This window comes from Methylobacterium tarhaniae, assembly GCF_001043955.1.
Taxonomy (GTDB): domain Bacteria; phylum Pseudomonadota; class Alphaproteobacteria; order Rhizobiales; family Beijerinckiaceae; genus Methylobacterium; species Methylobacterium tarhaniae.
The window spans coordinates 24,238-45,204 of sequence record NZ_LABZ01000011.1; the positions used below are offsets into that span (position 1 = coordinate 24,238).

At 71.8% G+C, this 20,967-nt stretch carries 18 protein-coding genes; 7 read left to right on the forward strand and 11 right to left on the reverse strand.

Translation table 11 applies throughout. The features are described from left to right. Positions 1 to 176 precede the first annotated feature (176 nt). From VQ03_RS01695 to VQ03_RS01715, 5 genes are all read right to left on the reverse strand, one after another. A complete protein-coding gene (locus tag VQ03_RS01695) occupies positions 177 to 1,622 on the reverse strand; it encodes a pilus assembly protein TadG-related protein (RefSeq protein WP_048449124.1) in 1,446 nt (481 codons plus the stop codon). Next, the gene (locus tag VQ03_RS01700) at positions 1,616 to 2,332 is read right to left on the reverse strand and encodes a TadE/TadG family type IV pilus assembly protein (protein ID WP_048449125.1); all 717 of its coding nucleotides are present in this window, start codon (positions 2,330 to 2,332) and stop codon (positions 1,616 to 1,618) included. The genes VQ03_RS01695 and VQ03_RS01700 overlap by 7 nt, the downstream gene beginning before the upstream one ends. Next, positions 2,332 to 2,874 carry a TadE/TadG family type IV pilus assembly protein gene (locus VQ03_RS01705; RefSeq protein WP_048449126.1) on the reverse strand — a complete coding sequence of 181 codons (543 nt, stop codon included), beginning with the start codon at positions 2,872 to 2,874 and terminating at the stop codon, positions 2,332 to 2,334. The genes VQ03_RS01700 and VQ03_RS01705 overlap by 1 nt, the downstream gene beginning before the upstream one ends. A gap of 154 nt (positions 2,875 to 3,028) precedes the next feature. Beyond that, the gene (locus VQ03_RS01710; RefSeq protein ID WP_048449127.1) at positions 3,029 to 3,964 is read right to left on the reverse strand and encodes a hypothetical protein; all 936 of its coding nucleotides are present in this window, start codon (positions 3,962 to 3,964) and stop codon (positions 3,029 to 3,031) included. Beyond that, on the reverse strand, positions 3,936 to 6,362 hold the full coding sequence (locus tag VQ03_RS01715; protein ID WP_048449128.1) for a hypothetical protein: 2,427 nt from the start codon (positions 6,360 to 6,362) through the stop codon (positions 3,936 to 3,938). Before VQ03_RS01715 ends, VQ03_RS01710 begins: the two co-directional genes overlap by 29 nt. 171 nt (positions 6,363 to 6,533) lie before the next feature. Between VQ03_RS01715 and VQ03_RS01720 the strand changes: the two genes are divergently transcribed. The 4 genes from VQ03_RS01720 to VQ03_RS01735 all read left to right on the forward strand — a co-directional run bounded on the left by VQ03_RS01720 (position 6,534) and on the right by VQ03_RS01735 (position 10,460). Next, on the forward strand, positions 6,534 to 7,097 hold the full coding sequence (locus tag VQ03_RS01720; protein ID WP_048449129.1) for a nitroreductase family protein: 564 nt from the start codon (positions 6,534 to 6,536) through the stop codon (positions 7,095 to 7,097). A gap of 124 nt (positions 7,098 to 7,221) precedes the next feature. Continuing rightward, on the forward strand, positions 7,222 to 7,848 hold the full coding sequence (locus VQ03_RS01725) for a flavin reductase family protein (protein ID WP_048449130.1): 627 nt from the start codon (positions 7,222 to 7,224) through the stop codon (positions 7,846 to 7,848). A 317-nt stretch (positions 7,849 to 8,165) separates the two neighbouring features. Beyond that, positions 8,166 to 9,203: a transglycosylase SLT domain-containing protein gene (locus VQ03_RS01730; protein ID WP_048449143.1), complete on the forward strand. Its 1,038-nt coding sequence runs from the start codon at positions 8,166 to 8,168 to the stop codon at positions 9,201 to 9,203. Positions 9,204 to 9,239: 36 nt separating this feature from the next. Beyond that, positions 9,240 to 10,460, forward strand: a complete 1,221-nt coding sequence (locus VQ03_RS01735; protein WP_048449131.1) for a DUF2336 domain-containing protein — start codon at positions 9,240 to 9,242, stop codon at positions 10,458 to 10,460. Positions 10,461 to 10,844: 384 nt separating this feature from the next. On the opposite strand, the gene bioB is transcribed toward VQ03_RS01735, so the two are convergent. The 3 genes from bioB to VQ03_RS01750 form a co-directional block, all read right to left on the reverse strand. After that, positions 10,845 to 11,837 (reverse strand): biotin synthase BioB, encoded by a 993-nt coding sequence (gene bioB, locus VQ03_RS01740; protein WP_048449132.1) that lies wholly within the window; start codon positions 11,835 to 11,837, stop codon positions 10,845 to 10,847. Continuing rightward, positions 11,834 to 12,400, reverse strand: a complete 567-nt coding sequence (locus VQ03_RS01745; RefSeq protein ID WP_048449133.1) for a biotin transporter BioY — start codon at positions 12,398 to 12,400, stop codon at positions 11,834 to 11,836. The genes bioB and VQ03_RS01745 overlap by 4 nt, the downstream gene beginning before the upstream one ends. Positions 12,401 to 12,495: 95 nt before the next feature. Next, positions 12,496 to 13,140 carry a GntR family transcriptional regulator gene (locus VQ03_RS01750; RefSeq protein WP_048449134.1) on the reverse strand — a complete coding sequence of 215 codons (645 nt, stop codon included), beginning with the start codon at positions 13,138 to 13,140 and terminating at the stop codon, positions 12,496 to 12,498. 109 nt (positions 13,141 to 13,249) lie between these two features. Here VQ03_RS01750 and VQ03_RS01755 point away from each other — a divergent pair, with 109 nt between their 5' ends. Together VQ03_RS01755 and VQ03_RS01760 are read left to right on the forward strand one after the other, a co-directional pair. Beyond that, complete coding sequence (locus tag VQ03_RS01755; RefSeq protein WP_083467713.1) at positions 13,250 to 13,978, forward strand: class I SAM-dependent methyltransferase; 729 nt, start codon at positions 13,250 to 13,252, stop codon at positions 13,976 to 13,978. A gap of 64 nt (positions 13,979 to 14,042) precedes the next feature. Next, positions 14,043 to 14,486 carry a GNAT family N-acetyltransferase gene (locus VQ03_RS01760; protein ID WP_245291928.1) on the forward strand — a complete coding sequence of 148 codons (444 nt, stop codon included), beginning with the start codon at positions 14,043 to 14,045 and terminating at the stop codon, positions 14,484 to 14,486. Positions 14,487 to 14,561: 75 nt separating this feature from the next. On the opposite strand, the gene mdoH is transcribed toward VQ03_RS01760, so the two are convergent. Both mdoH and VQ03_RS01770 read right to left on the reverse strand, forming a co-directional pair. Beyond that, positions 14,562 to 16,727, reverse strand: a complete 2,166-nt coding sequence (gene mdoH / locus VQ03_RS01765) for a glucans biosynthesis glucosyltransferase MdoH (RefSeq protein WP_083467714.1) — start codon at positions 16,725 to 16,727, stop codon at positions 14,562 to 14,564. Then, on the reverse strand, positions 16,703 to 18,286 hold the full coding sequence (locus tag VQ03_RS01770; RefSeq protein ID WP_048449137.1) for an OpgD/OpgG family glucan biosynthesis protein: 1,584 nt from the start codon (positions 18,284 to 18,286) through the stop codon (positions 16,703 to 16,705). Before VQ03_RS01770 ends, mdoH begins: the two co-directional genes overlap by 25 nt. Positions 18,287 to 18,491: 205 nt before the next feature. Between VQ03_RS01770 and glmU the strand changes: the two genes are divergently transcribed. Further along, positions 18,492 to 19,835, forward strand: a complete 1,344-nt coding sequence (glmU, locus tag VQ03_RS01775) for a bifunctional UDP-N-acetylglucosamine diphosphorylase/glucosamine-1-phosphate N-acetyltransferase GlmU (RefSeq protein WP_048449138.1) — start codon at positions 18,492 to 18,494, stop codon at positions 19,833 to 19,835. Positions 19,836 to 19,841: 6 nt separating this feature from the next. Here glmU and VQ03_RS01780 read toward each other — a convergent pair whose 3' ends face one another. After that, the gene (locus tag VQ03_RS01780; protein WP_048449139.1) at positions 19,842 to 20,546 is read right to left on the reverse strand and encodes a DUF2270 domain-containing protein; all 705 of its coding nucleotides are present in this window, start codon (positions 20,544 to 20,546) and stop codon (positions 19,842 to 19,844) included. Positions 20,547 to 20,967: the final 421 nt, after the last annotated feature.

A 20,967-nucleotide genomic window follows, 5' to 3' on the forward strand; every position in this document is an offset into this window, starting at 1 on the left:
CTGAACCCTCCCCTCTAGGGAACTCGGGCTTGCCCGAGTTCCGCATCCCGGTGCCCCAGGTCGGGCCTGCCCGACTTGGGATGGGGGAGGGTGGAGCCCGAGGCGCAGGAGACGCGCCGCCGGGCGGCCGTTGGCCCTGTTTCTCGCGGGCGTGCGGCAGGAACCGGGTGAGTGCCCTACTGCGTGAGGCGGGCGACCCGGAGCGCCTGATCGAACATCGCGTTCAAGGCGGCGTTGATCTTGTCCGGACCATCCGCCGTGGTGAAGTAGCCGGGCGAGGCGCAGTCCTGGAGCGGCTTGGCCAAGGTCGGGCTGAAGCTATTGACCTGGTTGTTCTCCCAGGCGATGCCACCGCTATTGTTCTTGAAGCTGATCTGATTGTAGGGAATATACAAGATCGAGATCGTTGCCCCGGCGGCCTTCAAGGCGTCGCAGTTCTTCGGATCGATCTGCGAGGGCTTCGAGCCGCCCTCCGACCACCAGGAATCGCCGTATCCCGGGAATTTCGACGGGCTTCCCGAATAAGCTTTCTTCCCGCTCGAAGTCTCGGTGAAGAAGTGCTGGCCGTTCTGCATCCCGTCGGTGACCAGGAAGACGAAGGGCTTGCGGTTCGTGGCGTTCGATCCGTCGCCGAACCCGTTCCTCCCGACGATCCTCTTCATCTGCGGGAAAGCGGTCTCGAAATGGGTCCCGCCCGAGCCGGTGCCGGTCGTCGGGTCGTTGGGCGCGTTGAGTTGCGTCACGCCCGTGTCGAGCAGGCTGGTGAAAGCGAGCGGCCATGACGAGGAGCACTGGGCCGCCGTGTCGAGGGCGTTCACGTCGCTGGTGAGGCTGGCGAGCGTCGCCAGCCGGTTGATGAACGGGTAGAGGCCGATCCGGTACTGGTTCGGCACCGACGGGAAGCCGGCCCGCTTGAGCAGCGAGCAGACGGCGTTGTTCACCGCGTCCGACCGCAGCTGGATCTTGCCGGCCGCCAGATCCCAGCCTTTATTGCCGGGGAAGTGGCAAGCGAACTGGCATCCCTGCTGGTAGTCTTCGAACATGTCGGTGTTGTCTTTGGCGAGATCGGTCATGCCCGTCGCCGTCGACGGCAGACCCATCGAGCCCGACACGTCGATCATCAGGTAGAAGTCGAGGTATTTCGGCAGGTCGACCGAGGCCTTGGCCGTGTTGCCCACCGTCGAGGTCGACACCCTGAACATCTTCGAGATGCTGTTCTGGATCGTCGCCGTGTAGGTGACGGAGGAATCGATGGTCTGCCCGCTGACGGTGACCGTCGGCGTCTGCAGCGTCACCGTCGCCATCGGGAGGTTCCCAGCATTGACGTTGAAGGTGTTGATCGCCTGGGCTCGGCCCGCGGCCTCGGCCGCGTTCTTCACGTCGGCGTTGCCAGAATGGGCGGCGATGTAGGCCTTGGCGGTGACGATGGCGGCCATCGCCGCCGCATCCGCCGCCCGGTCGAGCCGGGCCCGGTCGGCGACGGCCCTGCCGTAATCGATGCCGAGCCCGACGAAGCCGACGATCGGGATCAGGCTGAGCCCGAACAGGACGCCGATATTGCCACCGCGGCTCGGGACGAAGGATGCCGCGGCCGCGGCGAACCGGGATGCACAGGTCAGCATTTGATGGCGATCCTGTCGTTGTCGCTCGGGGCGTAATCGACGAGCGTCGCGTAGCGCGGCTGGGTATAGGCCGAGCGCGCGATCTGAATCGTGGGGAGGTAGCGGGCGCCGAAGGTCGGCGTGAAGGCGAACATCACGTCGATCACCACCACGGCGGCGGGCCCGAACAGCGAGCGCGGCAGGGTCGTCCGGCTCGGCGCGGCGTCGTTCGCCCCCGCGATCTGTGGCGTACCGCAAGGCCGGAAGGCATCGCCGGACGCCGGCTGGGCCGTGCCGGTGCTGGTCCAGACCACGTCGGCGCGGTAGCACGCGCTCTGGTCGCCGGAATCGGTGCACGTCGTCGCGACCGGCGTGAACTTGATACCCGCATAGTTGATCGTGATGACCTGCGACCAGGGACGGTTCTGACGCTTGCCCTCGGTCATCAGGTACGGGAACAGGACCAGGGCCGCATCGAAGCCGAAATGCAGGTCGGCCGCGGTGACGGCCGCGACGGTCGAGCCGTCGGGCGGCTTGGTCTGCGAGATCATCTGGCTGATGGACTCGACCACCCGCTCGATCTTGCGCACCGCGCTGATGTAGGTGACGACCTGGATGCCCCCGAGCATGAGTATCAGGAGCACCGGCAGGATCAGCGCGAGCTCGACGGCCGCGAGTCCCGCATCGGCGGAGCGGAAGCGCCGGATCCGGAGGAGGAGACCTTCGCGCATCAGTACTGCTCGACGCGGAAGGCGGCGGTCGAGATCACCAGGTAGGCCGGCTTGCCCTTGTAGGTCGCCGACGCGTCGAGCCAGCCGGTCATGAACGACGGCAGGAAGGTGATCGGATAGATGACCTGCAGGTACTGGTACCGTCCTTGCGTGCCGAGGGTGAACTGGCCGCTTCCCGCCGTCAGCGCCGGTATCTTCAGCCCGCTCTGGTCAGAATTCACATAGGCGTAATAGCCCGGCACCGGTTCCACGACGTGCAGATTCACGATGAGGTCGCCGCACGACATCGCAGGCGGCAGGTGGTGGCACAGGGCCTGGGTGAAATTCGCCAGTGTCGGCGGCGGGTTCTGTCTCTGGGCGTTGCCGATGATGACTTGACGCGCCGCCTGATCGGTCGCGAAATCCAGCTGTTGGTTGAAGTAGAGGATTTGAGCGACTGTCATCGTGAACAGAACGGTCGCGATGAACATCAGGCCGACCAGGGCGAACTCGACGGTCGTCGATCCCTTATCGTCACGAATGAGGCCAGGCACGCATCGCATGCCGGCAACCTAGCGTCATCCGGTTAAAGACTCGGGAATCGAATGCTCGAAACTCGGCATGTCGGCGGTGATGCTGCCTCCATCACGGCGTCAGTCATTTCATGACCGACATGACGTCTGGTCAGTTCGGGCGATCGCGGCGCCGCCCTCAAGGTCATGGGTCCTTGGCGATCGCCTCGATGTCGCGGTCGACGCCGCTCTCGACCTTGAAGTCCTGGGTGTAGACCTTGCCGTCGTGGCGGGCGATCAGCTGGTACTCGCCCTCCGCGAGCGTCACCTGCGGGAAGGCGCCGATCGCCTCGCGGATCGTGTCGCCGCCGGGGGTGAGCACGCTGAAGGCGGTGCCCGCGAAGGCCTCGGTGCCGGGCGCGGCGACGAGCTTCAGGGTCACGGTGGCGGCGCGGTGATTGAGGGTCGCGTCGGTGAGACGGCCGTTCTCGACCTTCAGGTCGGCGCGCTGGATCGCGTTGGAATCGCCCCAGGTCGAGACGACGTGGTAGGTGCCCTCGGGCAGGCGGACCACCTCGCCGGCCTTGACGCCGTCGCGCACCAGCCGCCCCTCCGGGTTGTTGCCGATCGGCACGAAGACCGCGAAGGCGAGCTGGCCTCCCGGGATCTTCGCCTCGCCGACCGCGCCCGAGAGGCGCAGCGCCCCGGCATTGACGGTGAGCTGGTCGCTGCCTGCGCCGGAATTCAGGGTCACGCGCTTGGAGGTGCTGACGAAGCCGTAGGTGACGTTGGCGAGGTAGCTCCCCGGGGGCAGCCGGAAGGTCGGCTGGGCCTCCTCCGAGCGGGCGAGCATCACCGGCTTGCCGCCCTCCGGCCGGTCCTCGTAGATCCGCCAGGTCAGGCCGCCGCGCAGGGGCTTGGCCTCGCTGGTCAGCACGGCCCGCAACGACAGGCTGGCCTCCGCGGGGGCCGCCGCCGGAGGAGGGCCCTGCGTCACGCCCTGCGGCGCGACGCTCGGCGGAAGCGCCGGCGCTTGGCCCGGCGCTTGGCCCGGGGACTGGCCGGGGGGCTCGGCCAGAGCGGGGCTGCCCGCGAGCGCGAGCGCCAGGGCCCTACCGAACAGCCGTCTCGCCCGCGTCATCGTCCCTCGCCAACAATTCGCTCGCCGCCGCCACCAGGTTGTCGACCGAGAGCGGGCGGAACCGGAACTCGACCACGTGCTTGCCGGCCGGCACCTCGACCCCGCGGAAGAGCAGGTTGGTGCGCAGGATCGGGCGGCGGACGCCGTCGACCCGGGCCTGCCAGCCCGGATAGAAGATGTCGTGCAGCACCAGCACGCTGTCGCGGTCGGTCTCGACCTCCACCGTGACGACATTGCGGCGATAGGCGAGGATCGTCGCATTGCCCTTCGCGGCGGTCACCGGCGCGGCCGGGTCCTTGAGCCCGAACTCGCCCCTGATCTTGGGCACGCTGTCCTGGTCGACCAGGGCCGTCTCGTTGCCCTCGAATTCAGGGAGCTCGTCCTGGTTGAGGATGCTCTCGGAATCCACCGGCACCAGGCGGGTCGCCAGGTAGGCCCGGGGCTTGGCCGGGTCGAGGCGGTAGATCCACATCTCGCCCGAGCCGTAGAGGAGCTTGGCGCCGGTCAGCTGCGGGAAGTGCCGGGGCAGCCGCTCGGCCGGGCGGTCGAGGACGAGGTATTCGAGGCCCAGCAGGCTCGCGAGCCGCGAGCGGTAGCCGCGGAAGAGCCCGGGAAACTGGCGCAGGTTCGGGTCGGCGGCGTTCTCGCCGGGGCCGACGGCGCGCTCGTAATCGGCGAGCCGCAGGGGGTTGTAGCCGATCGTGTCCTCGAGCCCGAGCACCATCGAGGCGTTCTGCCAGGCGCCGCCGAGGCCCAGGATCTCGACCCGGGGATGCTCGCCCTTGGCGTGGCGGGCATCGAGCTCGGCCTTCAGGAGCGTCAGGCCCTGGAGCTGCTCCGGCGGCAGGCGCTGGAACACCGCGTAGCGGCCCGCCGGCTCGGCGTTGAGGGAACTGCCGGCATTGCGCCAGATCAGCTCGGCGCCCAGGAGCGCGACGAGGCACGAGGCGGTGAGCGCCCGCCGGCGCGGGCCGGCCCGCAGCATCAGCCACGCGGCGAGGACGGCGATCCCGGTGCCGATCAGGCCGTCGCGCAGGGCGTCCGGCAGGTGCTGGGCCTTGGCGGAGTAGCGGTAGGCGACCCACAGGATCGCCGCCAGGACGGCGAGCGCCAGGCCCGGCAGGGCGAGGCGGGCAAGGCGCGCGAGGCCGGCCGTGCCGGACAGCAGCCGGGGCGCGCCCTCCGTGACGTAGCGGTGGACGAGGTAGCCGGCGGCGAGCGCCAGCCCGATATTGATGACGAAGGTCGCGTCGGCGGGCCGGCGGTAGAGGTCGACGCCCGGGACGTGGTCGAAGACCGGCGCGAAGAGCGGCGTGTAGCGCCCGAGCGCGTACAGGATGGCGGTCCCCAGCACGATGACCGGGTAGCGGATCTCCCGGGCGGCGAGGCGCCCGCCGGCAATGCCGTGCCAGAGGATCAGGACCGCCGGCAGGGTGCCGGCGAAGAGGTAGTTCACCGCCCGGTCGGTCCAGGTGTTGCCGTCCATCGATTTCCAGTCCGGACCCCAGTAATCGTAGGTCCAGCGCAGGGAGCCGAACACGTCGGCGAAGAGCGCGGTGGCGAAGCTCGAGGGCGGCAGCGAGCCCATGATGGCCGCGCCGTAGCCGAAGGACGGCCGGGTCGAGGTCATCAGGAACTGCATGGTGAGGAGCGAGGGCACGGCGAGCAGCGCCCCGCCGACCACGCCCATCACGGCGAGCACGCCGAGCCGCGCGCGCAGATAGGCGAGGGGCGCCGGCGCGGTGAGCACGGCATGGACCGCGACGCCGATCAGGCTCAGGCCGCACAGGAACGCCACCTGGTCGCGTCCCACCGTCATCACGGCGGCCACCACCGCGAAGGCGAGACCGAAGGCGTAGGAGCGGCGCGAGAGCGCCTCCTCCAGCAGCCACCAGGCGAGCGGCACGAAGCCGTAGGAGATGATCATGCCGGTATGCTGCAGCCGGGCCGAGGCCGAGCCGCCGAGCACGAACACCATCGCGGCCGCGACCGCGCCGGCCGGGTGCCAGCCGCGGCGGCGGAAGAGCAGCAGGGTCGCCACCGCCCCAGGGATCAGGTGGGCGAACACCACCGCGTCGAACAGCTCCATCGACGGGGAGGGGTCGATCCACGCGAAGAACAGCATGGTCGGGGTGAAGAGCAGCGATTGCGGGTCCGCGACCGAGGGGTGGCCGGCGAAGTGGTAGGGGTTCCAGAGCGGCAATTCGCCGTTCGCCAGCGCGGCGCCGAGGTAGCGCAGCATCGGGTAGAAGTGATTCTTGGAATCCCACGGCACCACGGCGCCGGCGAGCGGCCACATCGCGGCGGCGGCGGCCCAGAACAGCAGCACGGCGGCGAGCGCCAGCCAGAAGTCCCGGGCCGGCCAGGGATGGGAGGGGGATGCGGGGGAGCGCGTCATGGTGCGTCGGCGTCCTCGGCCCCGGCCTGCCCGGCGCCCGGCTTCACGTCGCGCCCGGCCGTGGCCGTCCGGGGCGGAATGGTGCTTAAAGGGACTATCGGGGCACCAGGATGGCAGCCTGCCGTCCCGCTTCCCCGTCCTGTCGCTATAGCTCAAGCCACTGAAGCCGAGATGAACGCAACCCTCGATCTTCTCCGCACCCGCCGCTCCGTGCCGCCGGCGCAGCTCTCGGGACCCGGCCCTTCCCCAGAGGAGCTGGACCTTCTTCTGTCCGCCGCGTCGCGCGTGCCGGACCACGGCAAGCTCGCACCCTGGCGCTTCATCCTGATCGAGGGCGAGGGCCAGGCCCGGATCGGCCGGGTGGTGGCCGAGGCCTACCGGGCCGACCATCCGGAGGCCGACGACAAGCGCCTCGCCCTCGAAGCCGGGCGCCTCGGCCTCGCGCCGCTGGTGATCGCCGTCGTGTCGCGGGCCGGCCCGCACGTGAAGATCCCCGACTGGGAGCAGGTGCTCTCGGCCGGCGCCGCCTCCATGACCCTGATCGTGGCGGCCAATGCTCTCGGGTTCCGCACCTCCTGGCTCACCGAGTGGATGGCCTATGACCGCCGGGTGCTCGACGCCCTCGGCCTCGACCCGGCCGAGCGGCTGGCGGGCTTCGTCCATGTCGGCCGGGCCGAGCAGGTGCCCCCGGACCGGCCGCGGCCGGCGCTCGCCGAGATCGTGACGCGGTACTGATGCCGTCCCCTGCGAGCCGCCCCTGAGCGGAGAAGGCTGGCGCCAGGACCCCGGGGTGATCTAACTGGCCGCGGGCGGTCCGCACGGACAGGGCCGCCGAGTCCAGACCATCCCGGGGCCGCCGATGCATTATGACGCCGAGACCCGCACCCTGCCGCACAACCCGTTCAAGGCTCTGGTGGCGCCTCGCCCGATCGGCTGGGTCAGCGCGCTCAGCGCCTCAGGCCAGCTGAACCTCTCGCCCTACTCGTTCTTCAACGGGATCGGGGACAACCCCGAGATGGTGATGTTCTCCTCCTTCGGCCGCAAGGACGCGCTGACCTTCGCGGAGGAGGGGGGCGAGTTCGTCTGCAGCCTCGCCACCTTCGACCTCAGGGACGGGATGAACCAGTCCTCGGCGCCGCTGCCGCGGGGCGAGAGCGAGTTCGACTTCGCCGGCCTCGCCACCGCCCCGTCGCGCAAGGTGCGCCCGCCGCGGGTGGCCGACGCGCCCGCCGCCCTCGAATGCCGATGGCTGCAGACCATCCCGCTGGTGCCGGCCGGCGGCGGGGAGGCGGCCTACTTCATGGTGATCGGCCAGGTGGTGTCGATGTATATCGACGACCGCTTCGTGACGCCGGAGGGCCGGGTCGATACCGGAGCGATGCGGCCGATCATGCGCGGCGGCTACTTCGACTACTTCACGGTCGAATCCGAGAACCGCTTCGAGATGCGCCGGCCGGCCGGCGGGGGCGATATGCCTAAGCGATGAAGGAGCCGCGCGCTGCGGGATCGCGCGGGTAAAGAATGGCCTGGGTTCTCCGCCTCTCCCCACCCGCGGGAAAGGGGGAAACCCATGCCTTTACGTCGAACCTGACGCGTTCTGGCACCCCGAGACGGGGATCCTGCACCAAGTCCGAGCGGGATGGCCGCTTCGCGCGAAAAGGCGGCCTGTCACGGGGGTGAGTCCGCAGGGTGCGGGACGCACCGGCGCCGGGCGGCTTCAACCTTCCTTTACCATAGCGCCAGCATCCTGAGGCCCATCAGAGTGCAGGCCCGCGCGTCGCGGTGCCGCTCCACCGGGCCGCCATGTTCCTGTTCAGCAGCACGCCGTCGCAAGGGACCGCCAGCCAGGGGATCGCCCCCCAGGGCACCGGCCGCGCCGCCGCCGGCAACCCGGTGATCGACGCGATCCGCCAGGGCGCCGCGAAGACCGGCGCCGCCTTCGACTACCTGCTCTCGACGGCCCAGCGCGAATCGAGCCTCAACCCGAGCGCCAAGGCCGGCACCTCCTCGGCCACCGGCCTGTTCCAGTTCATCGAGCAGACCTGGCTCGGCGTGATGAAGCAGGACGGCCCCGCGCTCGGCCTCGGCTCCTACGCCGATGCGATCTCGGCCCGCTCGTCGGGCGGCTACACGGTGAGCGACCCGGCGGCCCGCCAGGCGATCCTCGACCTGCGGCGGGACCCGGAGGTCGCCTCCGCGATGGCCGGCGCGCTCACCCGCCGCAACGCCGACGCCCTCTCGGAGGCGCTCGGCCGCGAGCCGAACCGGGCCGATCTCTATGCCGCCCACCTTCTCGGCCTGCGCGGCGCCCTGACCCTGATCCGCGCGGCGGAGAGCGCCCCCGGGCGCTCCGCCGCCGCCGACCTGCCGGAGGCCGCCGCCGGCAATCGCGGCCTGTTCTACGACCGGGCCGGCCGGGCCCGCAGCGCCTCCGAGCTCTACGCCGTGCTCGGCACCAGCCCGAGCGTGCCCGCCGCGACCGCCGCCGCGACTGCGCAGGCGGCCGAGCCGATGGCCTACGCGCCGGAGGCCGGAAGCGGCCTGCGCACGCTGTTCCAGACCGACGCCCGGCGGGGACCCGTCTCCGACAGCGTCGCCCGGCTCTGGGGCGGCCGCGGCGGCGGTGCCTCGGCGCCGACCTACTTCCCGCGCTCGAACGAGGGGCCGGTGGTCGCCTCGGCGGCGCCCGTCCCGTCCCCGATCCAGCCGGCCGCGCCGGCCACCCCTGCCGCGATGCCCGACCCCTCGGCCACCGGCGTGCCGCTGCCGCCCGCCCGCCCGCGCGAATTCGGCGGCGGGCGCGGCCGCGCCGGCCTCGCCCCCTCGCCGATCCAGTCCTGACCCCGACCAGTCCCGAACCGCGACGGAGCCGCGCCGATGATCATCCGCCAGTTCCTGCTCTGGACCCAGCACGGATCCGCCGGGCGACGGGCCGAGGCGGCCTCGTCGCTCGCGCGGGCCTACCTCTACGCCAAGCTCGATGCCGCGGCGCGCTGGGAGGCCAAGACCGCGATCCTGGCGCTCCTCGACGACCCCTCGCCCCTGGTGCGGCGGGCCCTCGCCGAGGCCTGCGCCAACGCGGCGGAGGCGCCGCGCAGCCTGGTGGTGGCTCTGGCCCAGGACCAGGCGGAGATCGCCGGGCTGGTGCTGGCGCGCTCGCCGGTCCTGTCGGATGCCGACCTCGTCGATTGCGCCGCCGTCGGCGACGAGGCGGGCCGGGTCGCCATCGCAGGGCGACCGCACCTCTCGGCGATGCTGTGCGGGGCCCTGGCGGAGATCGCCGGCCCGGCCGCCCTGCGGGCCATGGCCGCCAATCCGGGCGCCGAGATCACCCGCGGCAGCCTCCTGCGGATGGTCGAGCGCCACGGCGCCGACGCTCCCTTGCGCGAGGCCCTGCTCGCTCGGGACCGCCTGCCGCTCGACGTGCGCCAGGCGGTGACCGCTCGTCTCGCCAGCGCCCTGTCCGACTTCGTGAGCGGCTGCGGCTGGCTCTCGCCCGAGCGCAGCGAGCGGGTGACCCGGGAGGCGCGGGAGCGCGCGACCCTGGGGCTCACCGAGGGATCGGACCGCGCCGACCTGCGCCGCCTCGTCGTCTATCTGCGCGGGGCCGGCCAGCTCACCCCGGGGCTGATCCTGCGGGCGATGCTGTCGGGCCGGATGGCCTTCACGGAGGCGGCGCTGACCGACCTCTCGGGCCTGGCCGCCGAGCGGGTGGCGGGGCTGCTGCACGATCCCAGCGGCAGCGGCATGGCGGCGCTCTATCGCCGGGCCGGCCTGCCGCCGGCCCTCGAGCCCGCCTTCGCGGCGGCGATGTCCGCCTGGCACGAGGAGGCGACCGGCCTGCGCGAGCGCGGCGCTGCCGGCTTATCGCGGCGGATGATCGAGCGGGCGGTGACCGCCTGCGAGCGGCTGCCCTTCGCGGAGGGGCACGCCATCGTCGCCCTGCTCAACCGCTTCGATGCCGAGGCGGCCCGCGACGAGGCCCGGGTGCTCGCCCGCGCGCTGGCGAGCGAGGCCGCCGTGGAAGCCGTGCTGGACTCGATTCCCGACGCGCTGATGGCGAGCTACCGCGAGGACAGGCTGCGCCTCGCCGCCTGACGCCGCGCCGCAGCCGGACGCGTCAGCGCCCGGCCGCGCGCCGGTCGGCGCACATCACGGCCGCGGCGAGATAGCCAGCCAACGAGACGACCACGGCTTGGGGGTAGATCGGTCGAACGAAATGGGCGGTGACGCTCATCGATTCCTCCCGATTCGGGTGCAGCATCTGGCATACGATGCCGGGCGGCACACGGACAAGCACGTGCCTGGAAGATTTTTATCCTTGCGATGACGGATTAAGTCCCGGGCTGGTCTTTCGGGGACCCGGCATGGAGGGCAGCCTCCTTGCGCGGGGCATCGTTTTGCATGACGAAACAGCGTTTCGTCATGCTGCGTGCTTCCGCTCCGCTCTCGCCTGCCGTCAAGTCGGTGGTCGCCCGGTTGTCACGACGCGACGTCCCCGGTCCCGGCCCGCATGCGGGGGGCGAGGGCGGCGAAGAGGGCCGCGTCGTCGTCGTGCCCGGCATTCGGCGTCGTCAGCAGGGTGTCGCCGGAGAAGACCGAGTTCGCCCCGGCGAGGAAGCACAGGATCTGCGCCTCCCGCCCGAGCTGCGCGCGGCCCGCCGACAGGCGCAGGACCGAGCCCGGCAGGACGAGACGCGCCGTCGCTACCATCCGCACCAAGTCGAGGGGGTCGAGGCGCGGCCGGTCGGCGAGGGGCGTGCTCTCCACCGGCACGAGTGCGTTGATCGGCACGCTCTCGGGATGGGGCGCCATGCTCGCCAGGACCCGCAGCAGCCCGGCCCGGTCCGCCACCGCTTCGCCCATGCCGACGATGCCGCCGCAGCACAGGCCGATGCCGGCCTCCCGGACGGTCGCCAGGGTGTCGAGCCGGTCCTGGTAGCGCCGCGTGGTGACGATCCGCCCGTAGAAGTCCGGGCCGGTATCGAGGTTGTGGTTGTAGGCCGTCAGCCCGGCCTGTGCGAGGCGCGCGGCCTGGTGGGCCTTCAGCATGCCGAGGGTGACGCAGGCCTCCATCCCCAGCGCCCGCACGCCCTCGACCATCGCCACCACCGCGTCGAACTCCGCGCCGTCCCGCACCTGGCGCCACGCCGCCCCCATGCAGAAGCGCTCCGCCCCCGCCGCCTTGGCCCGGGCGGCCATGGCCAGCACGCTCGGCGGATCCATCAGCCGGTCGCGGGCGAGGTCGACCCCGCGATGATGCGCCGATTGCGGACAATAGGCGCAATCCTCCGGGCAGCCGCCGGTCTTCACCGACAGGAGGCTCGCCTTGTGGATCCGGTTCGGATCGTGGTGGCGGCGGTGGACGGCGTTGGCCCGGCCGACCAGCTCGAGCAGGGGCAGGTCGTGGAGGGCCTCGATCTCCTCCACGGTCCAATCGTGCCGGACGGCCCCGTCGTCGTGAGCCGGGATCATCGGGCGGCCGTCCGGCAGGCCCGGCGCAAGGCCGGCAGGGCGGCGGTGCCGGCGGCGGCGAGGCCGATCTTGACGAGGTCGCCGAGGAGGAACGGCGCGAGACCGAGGGCGACGAGGCGGTCGGCCGGCACGAACAGGGCGAGCCAGGCGAGGCCGAGGGCGTAGATCACCGCGAGGCCGGCGAGCATGGCGGCGAGCCGGCCGAGGAGCCCGCGCCCGGCGGCGAGCGCGCCGACCAGCCCGGCGGCGACGAGGTAGCCCGCCAGGTAGCCACCGGTCGGACCCGCCATGTAGGCGACGCCGAGACCGCGCTCCGGCGTGCCGGAGAAGACCGGGAAACCGGCAGCGCCCGCCGCCAGGTAGCCGAGCACCGTCGCGACCGCGAGGCGCGGACCGAGGCTCGAGGCGACGGCCATGATGGCGAGGGTGTGCAGCGTCATCGGCACCGGCCAGAACGGAATCTGGACCTTGGCCGCGAGCGTGACGAGCAGCACGCCCGCCAGCACGATGGCGACGGTTCGGGCCGCGCGCAGGGGCGCGGCGCCGGCGACGATGGCAGTCATCGGATCTCCATTTTATAGATAGTTTTTGTCGCGTCGACGAGAGAGAAATCCACAGCCACGCTGCAGACGCAAGGCAGGCGCCGAATAATAGATAATCAGCTGCCGTGTCGGCCCGGGCCCGGCCGGCTCCCGACCCACTGGACGTGGCGGGCGAGGATTGCCGCGGCGGCGTCGGTGTCGCCGGCCCGCAGGGCGACCAGGATCGCCCGGTGGTCGCGGTCGGTCGGCGCCTCCCATTCGGCGCGCCATCCGGCGAAGAGGAAGCGGGCGCTGGCCGCCTGGAGGTCGTCGATCGTCCTCAGCAGGCGCGGCATGCCGCAGGGCGCGAGGATGACGCGGTGGAAGCTCCGATTGGCCTCCTCCCAGGCCTGCACGTCGCCGCCGGCCCGGTCGCCCGCCCGGGTCGCCGCCTCGGCCCGATCGAGGATCGCCGGGGTGAGATGCGGTGCGGCGTGGCGCAGGGCGAGCACTTCGAGGGCGGCGCGCATCTCGGCGACCTCGCGCACCTCGTCCGGGCTGAACCCGGCGACGCGCACGCCTCGCCGCGGCTCGCTCACCACCAGCCCCTGCGCCTCGAGGCGGCGGAAGGCCTCCCGCACCGGCACGTGGCTGGCGCCGAACTCCTCGGCGACGTGGTCCTGCCGCAGCCGGGATCCCGCCGCCAGGGCGCCGGAGATGATGCGCTCGGCCAGGGCCCGGCTGATCCGCACGGCGATCGGCTCGTCTTTGGCTGTCGTCATGAATTATCGATAATCCACCGCCGCCCCGGCGTCACGCGGGCATGGCGGGCATGGCGGGCGATGCGCCGGCATGCGAAGGTCTGCCGCAAGGGAAATCAGCGAGACCGCGATGAGCGACGGTTGGGACGAATCCGCCGCCGCCTGGATCGCCGGTATGGGCGAGACGGGCGATTTCGGCCGCACCTGCGTGCTCGACGTGCCGATGCTGGCCCGTCTGCGAGGACGAGGCTTCCGTCGCGCCCTCGATGTCGGCTGCGGCGAGGGCCGCTTCTGCCGCCGGATGCAGGATCTCGGGATCGCGACGACGGGCATCGATCCGACCGACGCGCTGCTGCGCCGAGCCCGGGCCCTTGATCCTGAAGGCACCTATCTCCCCGGCCGCGCCGAGGCCTTGCCCTTCGCGGACGGCGCCTTCGACCTCGTCGTCAGCTATCTGACGCTGATCGACATCCCGGACATCCGCACGGCGATCCCCGAGATGGCCCGGGTGCTCGGCCCCGGCGGGACGCTGCTCATCGCCAACCTGACCAGCTTCGCCACCGCCGGCGGCTGGACGGAGGATGGCGACGGCGTGCGTCGCTTCCGGATCGACGATTACCTGGAGGAGCGGGCGGAATGGGCCGAGTGGCACGGCATCCGGGTGCGCAACTGGCACCGGCCGCTGTCGCTCTACCTGGGCCTGCTGCTCGGACAGGGGCTGGTCCTGCGCCACTTCGACGAGCCGGTGCCTCATGGCGGCGAGCCGGCGAAGGTCGCGCGCTACCGGCGGGTGCCATGGTTCCTGGTGATGGAGTGGGAGAAGCCGGGCGGCATGGTTGCGGCCTCCGGGAACGGTTGACCGGATGCCGGCGCCGCTCACCCTCCGCCTCGCCGATCCGGAGGACGGCGCCGCGATCACGGCGTTGCTGGCAGCGACCTATCCGGTCCTCATGGCAGCGGCTTACGATACGGGAATCCTGTCACGCGCCTTGCCGTTGATGGCGCGGGCCAATCCCGCGTTGCTGGCATCCGGCAGCGTCCATCTGGCCGAGGCATCGGACCAGATCATCGGCTGCGGCGGCTGGACACCGCAGCGGCCCGGCACCGGAGGGGTCGAGCCCGGTCTCGGCCATCTCCGTCATTTCGCGGTGCATCCGGCATCGAGAGGATGTGGGATCGGGCGGGCCCTGTTCGGGGCGTGCCGGGACCAGGCCCGCGGTCGGGGCGTCGATGCGTTCGAGTGCTATGCCAGCCTCGCCGCGGAGCCGTTCTATCGGGCCCTCGGCTTCACGCCACTCGCCCTGCGCGAGATCGCGATGGGCGACAGAATCCGGTTTCCGGCCGTGTGGATGCGTTGCCGGCTTTGATCGACATCCGCGGCGGAAGAGGCCTCCGTCTCGCATTCCCCCTTCCCGGGCCGGCCCCGGGAAGGGGAGCGGCCGTCATCCCCCGAGGCGGGCGAGCCGGTCCAGCAGCGCCCGGTCGTGCAGCAGCACCATCTTCTCCTTCGGGTTCAGCCACTCCGCCACCTCGTCGATGGTCTCGGCCTCGACCACCTTGGCCTGGGCCATCACGTGGTCGGGCTGGGGCGCGCCGCGGGGCCGGCGCTCGGCCGGAGGCAGGAAGGCGAGGTGGCCGGCCTGGAGGTCCGGATCGGCGTGGAGCGCCCGCAAGCCATCGGCATCGTCGTAGCCGAGCGCGGCGTTGCGTGCCTCGATCGCCCGGGCGGCCGTGGCGATGGCCGGGGGCTCGCGCTCCTCGGGGGTCATCAGCAGGCCGGCGCGCTTCAGGGCGAGGCCGAGGGCCAGCTGTCCGCTCGCCCAGGAGATCGGGATCGCCAGGACGAGGCCGAGGATCGTCGGCGACATCCACAGGAACAGCGAGGTCGCGATGGCGAAGGCCGAGACGCCGGCGACGAGGCCCAGGATGGTGTGCCAGCGGTGCCGGCGCACGATGTCCGAGAGCGGGATCGAGCCGTCGTCGCGCCGCTGCGGGTTCCAGCCGGCGTCGCGCCGGAGCAGGATCTGGATCACCGAGCCGGATTGGACCAGCATCGCGATCGGAGCGATGAGGGCCGAGAGCAGGGTCTCGATGAGCGCCGAGAGCACGAGGCGGACGCCGCCGCCGCTCGCCCGGCGCACCTTGCCGTCGAGGAGGCCGAGGATCAGCCCGAACAGCTTCGGGGCGAGCAGGATCGCCATGGTGATCCCGAAGAGCTGGAGCGCGCGCACGGGGTCGAAGCGCGGCCAGACCGGGTAGAGGCGGAATTCGGTCGAGAAGTATTCCGGCCGGATATAGGCGGTCTGGAGGGCGAGTGCGATGCCGACCACGAGCTGGGCCGCCCAGAGCGGCGAGGCGAGGTAGCCGGCGATGCCGGTGGCGAAGTGCTGGCGCGAGGCGAGCTTGAGCCCCGCCGTGCCGATGATGCGGCTGTGCTGGAGGTTGCCCTGCGCCCAGCGGCGGTCGCGGATCGCGACGTCGATGAGCGAGGGCGGGCTCTCCTCGTAGGAGCCCTGCAGTTCGGGGAGCATGTACACGCTCCAGCCGGCCCGCCGGATCAGCGCCGCCTCGACGAAGTCGTGGCTGAGCACGTGGCCGCCGAAGGGCGGCTTGCCGGAGAGGTCCGGCAGGCCGCAATGGTCCGCGAAGGCCTTCGTGCGGATGATCGCGTTGTGGCCCCAGTAATTGCCGTCCCGGCCCGACCACAGGGCGAGGCCGGTGGCGATGACGGGCCCGTAGATGCGGGCCGCGAATTGCTGCACCCGGGCGAACAGGGTGTTGCGGTTGATGATCAGCGGCAGCGACTGGATGATCCCGGAATCCGGGTCCGCCTCCATGGCGCGGGCCAGCGTCACCACGCAATCCCCGCTCATCAGGCTGTCGGCATCGAGGACCAGCATGTGGTCGTAATGGCCGCCCCAGCGGGTGACGAAGTCGGCGATGTTGCCGGCCTTGCGGTGGTGGTTCTTCTGCCGGTGGCGGTAATACAGGCGGGCCCCGTCACCGAGCCGCGCGCGCAGGGCCAGGTAGGCCCGCTCCTCGGCGATCCAGGCATCGGCCTGGGTCGAGTCCGACAGGATCCAGTAATCGAAGGCCGCGCCCTCGCCGGTCGCCTCGATCGACGCGCGGATCGCCTCGACCGCCGCGAAGGTGCGGGCGGTGGCCTCGTTGTAGACCGGCATCACCACGGCGGTGCGCGTGGTGAGCGGGCCATGAGGCACTTCCGGCCGGCGCCGGCGCAGCAGCGCCAGGAAGCCGAGGAGCCCCGAGGTGAAGGCCAGCGCGATCCACGAGAAGTTGAGGGTGAAGAGCGCGAGCAGCAGCCATTGCAGCCAGGTCGTCGAGCCGGCGACCGACACGACCTCGTACATCTGCACGGCGCCGTAGACGGTCAGCGCGAGGCCGCCGCCGAACACGAAGGCGCGGGCGGCCCAGGGCGTCCGGCGGCCGGGCACCGTGTGCTCGTCCGCCTCCGACCAGTGCCGCAGGTCCTGCACCGGCATGGCGAGGGGGGATTCCGGCGGCACCGCGGGCGCGACCGCGAAGGTGTCGCGGCGCAGGGTGTCGCGTTCGGGGGCGAGGGTCACGGGGTCCACCGATACAGCCATGTCTCACTGACGGGTTTGTCGCCGGCCTTGACGACCAGGCGCAGCTCGCAGGCGGTGTCGTTGCCCGGATCGAGCTCGAACGCCGCCCGCACGGTCTTGCGCTCGGGATAGGGATAGATGCGCTGGCGGGTGATGGTGCCGGGCGCGGTGTGCAGGGCCAGCTGCAGCGCGTTCGGGTCGATGCCGTCCGCGAAGGGCGCCTCGCCGGTGAAGTCGACGAGGAAGAGCCGGCGCTTGCCCGCGGAGCCCTTGCCGACCCGCGTGCCCGAGCAGGCGGCGAGCGGCGGCGCGCCCGGCACCGCCCAGCACCAGAATTGCCGGTAGCTGAAGGCGGTCTCCTTGGCGACCGGCTCCTTCGGCCGCCAATAGGTCAGGATGTTCTCGTTGACCTCGGATTCGCTCGGGATCTCGATCAGCTGCACCGCGCCGGCGCCCCAGCCGTGCTGCGGCACGCCCGGTCCCCAGCTGCCGAGCGGCTCGATCCACAGGCTCGGCCGCTTCTCCCAGCGCTGCACGTCGTCCTGGTAATCGGCATAGGCGCGGCCGCGCTGGATCAGGCCGAAGCCCTTCGGGTCCTGGTCGAGGAAGGCGGAGATCTGCAGCGTCTCCGGGTTCTGCACCGGGCGCCAGATCGCCTCGCCCCAGCCGTTGCGGATCTGCAGGCCGTCGCATTCATGGGCGGCGGCGCGCGCGTCGTCGACGCCGCGCCGGTCGGTCGGGCCGAACAGGTAGGCGCCGGTCATGCCGGCGATGCCGACATGCTCCAGGGGCGTGCGCGGGCAGAGCGTCGCCTCGACGTCGACGATGGTGGCGTCCCCCGGCCGCAGGGTCATGCGCAGGGCCGCGGTGGCGGATTCGGAATCGACCAGGGCGTGGATCACGATCTGCCCGGTGCCGGGGCCCGGCCGCTCGAGCCAGAAGGCGCGGAACAGCGGGAATTCCTCGCCCTTCGCCTCCGCCGGCCTCAGCGTGAGGGCGCGGGCGGTGACGCCGTAGCTCTGGCCGGCGGCGAGCGCCCGGAAGAACGAGGCGCCCTGGAAGATCGCGCAATCGGAGGGCGGCGCACCGTTGAAGCTGGCATAGAGCCGGAAGCCCGAGAAGCCGATGTCGCGGACATCGTCCGGGACCTTGAGCTTGCCGAAGGTGAAGCGGTTGCGGTCGTAGCCGAGGCGGCGCACCACCCCGTCCTCGACCGCGTGGAGCGCCACCGGCGTGGTGAAGACGAAGCCGCGATGCAGCGGCTCGACCACGAAGCCGCGGCCCTCGCCGGCCCAGAGCAGGGCCGAGGGCTGGGCCCGCACGCCGATATACTGGTCGTAGGTGAGGTCCTTGAACGGGTCGGGCAGGTCGGCGGCCGGCGCGGCGTAGGGCTTCTTCGCCAGCGCCCGGGCGAGCTCGACCACCTGGCCGGGATCGAAGCGCTGGCCGTCCGACAGGGGGGCCGGCTCCGTCGGCTGCGCGCCCGCCGCGCTGGTCATGGCCAGACCACCGGCGAGCGCCAGCACCGCGCGTCGGTCGAGGGCTGTGCGGGAGGGCGGGGCGGTCGGAGGCTGAATCATCAAGGGAAGTGGTACCGGTCCGGATTCGGGGGGCGCCGGCCGTTTACCACGATCCGGGCTGAACCGGGGGTTAAGAATCGCGAAGGTTGCGCCGTTGGGGCAGGGCGCGCCGGCGCTTGTTCTGACGGGGCGATCGGCTAGACGGACGGAACGCCGACCGACACGCTCGCCTCCTCGCGAGTCCCGCCAACATGACAGGCCGCCGATGACCTCGATACCGAAGCCCGAAGGAGCCCGCTCCCTTCTCGCCGTCGTGCTCGCCGCCGGCAAGGGCACGCGGATGCGCTCCGACCTGCCGAAGGTGCTCCATCCGATCGCCGGCCGGCCGATGCTCGCCCACGTGCTCGCGGCGGTCGCGGAGGCCGGGGCCGGACGCCTCGCGGTGGTGGTCGAGCCCGGGCGCGACGACGTCGCCCGGGTGGTGGCGGGCTTTCCCGGCGCCGAGACCTTCCCGCAGGCGGAGCGCCTCGGGACCGCCCATGCGGTGCTGGCGGCCCGCCGGGCGCTCGCCGAGGGCGCCGACGACGTGGTGGTGGCCTTCGGCGACACGCCGCTGATCACCCCGGAGACCTATGCCCGCCTGCGCGCGCCGCTCGGCCATGGCGCCGCCGTGGCGGTGCTGGCCTTCGAGGCGCAGGACCCGACCGGCTACGGCCGCGTGCTGGTCGAGGACGGCCGGGTCGCGGCGATCCGCGAGGAGAAGGATGCGAGCGAGGCGGAGCGCCGCGTCACCCTGTGCAATGCCGGCCTGATGGCGCTGTCCGGATCCCTGGCGCTGGGCCTGCTGGAGCGGATCGGCAACGCCAACGCGGCGGGCGAGTACTACCTGCCCGACGCCGTGGCGCTCGCGGTCGCCGACGGGCACCGCGTCGCGGTGGTGCCGGTGGCCGAGGCCGAGGCGCAGGGCGTCAACGACCGGGTGCAGCTCTCCGCCGCCGAGGCGGCGGTGCAGGTGGTCCTGCGCCGCCGCGCCATGCTGGCGGGCGCCACCCTGATCGCGCCCGAGACGGCGTTCTTCAGCCACGACACCGTGCTCGGCCGCGACGTGGTGGTGGAGCCCCACGTGGTGTTCGGCCCCGGCGTCGTCGTCGGCGATCGTTGCACCATCCACGCCTTCTCGCACCTGGAGCAGGCCCGGCTCGCGGCGGGCGTCCAGATCGGCCCTTACGCGCGCCTGCGTCCCGGCGCGGTGCTGGAGGAGGGCGCGCGCATCGGCAACTTCGTCGAGGTGAAGAACGCGGCGATCCGGGCCGGCGCCAAGGTCAACCACCTGTCCTATGTCGGCGATGCCGAGGTGGGGGAGGGCGCCAATCTCGGGGCCGGCACCATCACCTGCAACTACGACGGCGTGAACAAGCACCGCACGGTGATCGGGGCCGGCGCCTTCGTGGGCTCGAACTCGGCGCTGGTCGCCCCCGTGACGGTCGGGGCCGGCGCCTTCGTGGGCTCCGGCTCGGTCATCACCGACGACGTGCCGCCCGGCACCCTGGCGATCGGCCGCGGCCGGCAGGTGATCAAGACCGGGTGGGCGAAGCCGACCAAAAAGTAAGGGCACTCACACGTGCACCGATCCGTCCTCGGGGTCGCGCCGGCCGGCGCGCAGGCCCGCGGCGAGGAGCCAGGCGTAGAAGGAGGCCACGCCCGCGAGCACGAGCCAGCCCGGCAGCGGCCCGAGGCCGGCCCCGGCCAGGATCTCGGGGATTCCGTGGACGGTCTCGGCGGCGCCCGCCTGGGACCCGGGATCCTGGAGGCGGGCGGAGGTGATCTTCAGCACCCAGGCGAGCAGCAGGATCGCGAACATCCAGCCGTAATTGCGCCGCAGCCGCCGGCCGAAGGCCTCGCGCAGGCCGATATGGAACATCGGATGGCGCAGGTCCTCGGCGAGCAGCCGGGTCCAGCCGGGATCGGGGGCCCTCCCGGGGGCGAAGACTTCCGCGTAGTAGTGCCGCTCGAGCTGGCGCACCCGGGTGCGATAGACGTCGAAGAAGCGGTAGCGCCGCGCCTCGATCCCGAGGAGCAGCATCACCAGCAGCATGGCGAACAAGAGCACCCCGTGATGCGCCGTCGGTGTCGAGAGCGAGACCGACAGCATGGCGGCGATGACGGTGATCGCCCAGTTGGTGGTGCGGTCGATCCGGTCGCGCCAGCCGGCCATGCGGGCGATCTCGGCCCGGTGATAGTGGGCGAGCACCGTGATGGTCTCGGCCGGGGTGCGCGGCATCGGGAGCGGCGCGGCGGCATCCATCGTCGCGGCTGTCATGGGCGGGCCTCCCTCGCCCGCGTCGGACCGCGCGGACGTTCGTCGCCATCATGCCGCACCGGCCCGGCGGGATCGAAGGGAATCCGGCCGGCGCGGCGACCGGGACATGAACCTTGGCCGTCACAATCCGTTACGCAAGTTGACTGGCCGGATCGAGAGCCGGTTCGCTAGAAGCTGCGGGCGTAGCGGGTGCGGTGCGGCAGGAATCCTGCCGCAATGCCATGCACAATAGCCGGAGCGTCCCGCAGCGGGACACTCTGCGAGCGAGACGTGAGGCGGTGAGCATGTGCGGGATCGTTGGAATCGTCGGCCGTAATGCCGTGGCGGGACAGGTGGTCGACGCCCTGCGCCGGCTCGAATACCGCGGCTACGACTCGGCCGGCATCGCCACCCTCGAAGGCGGGCGCCTCGAGCGCCGGCG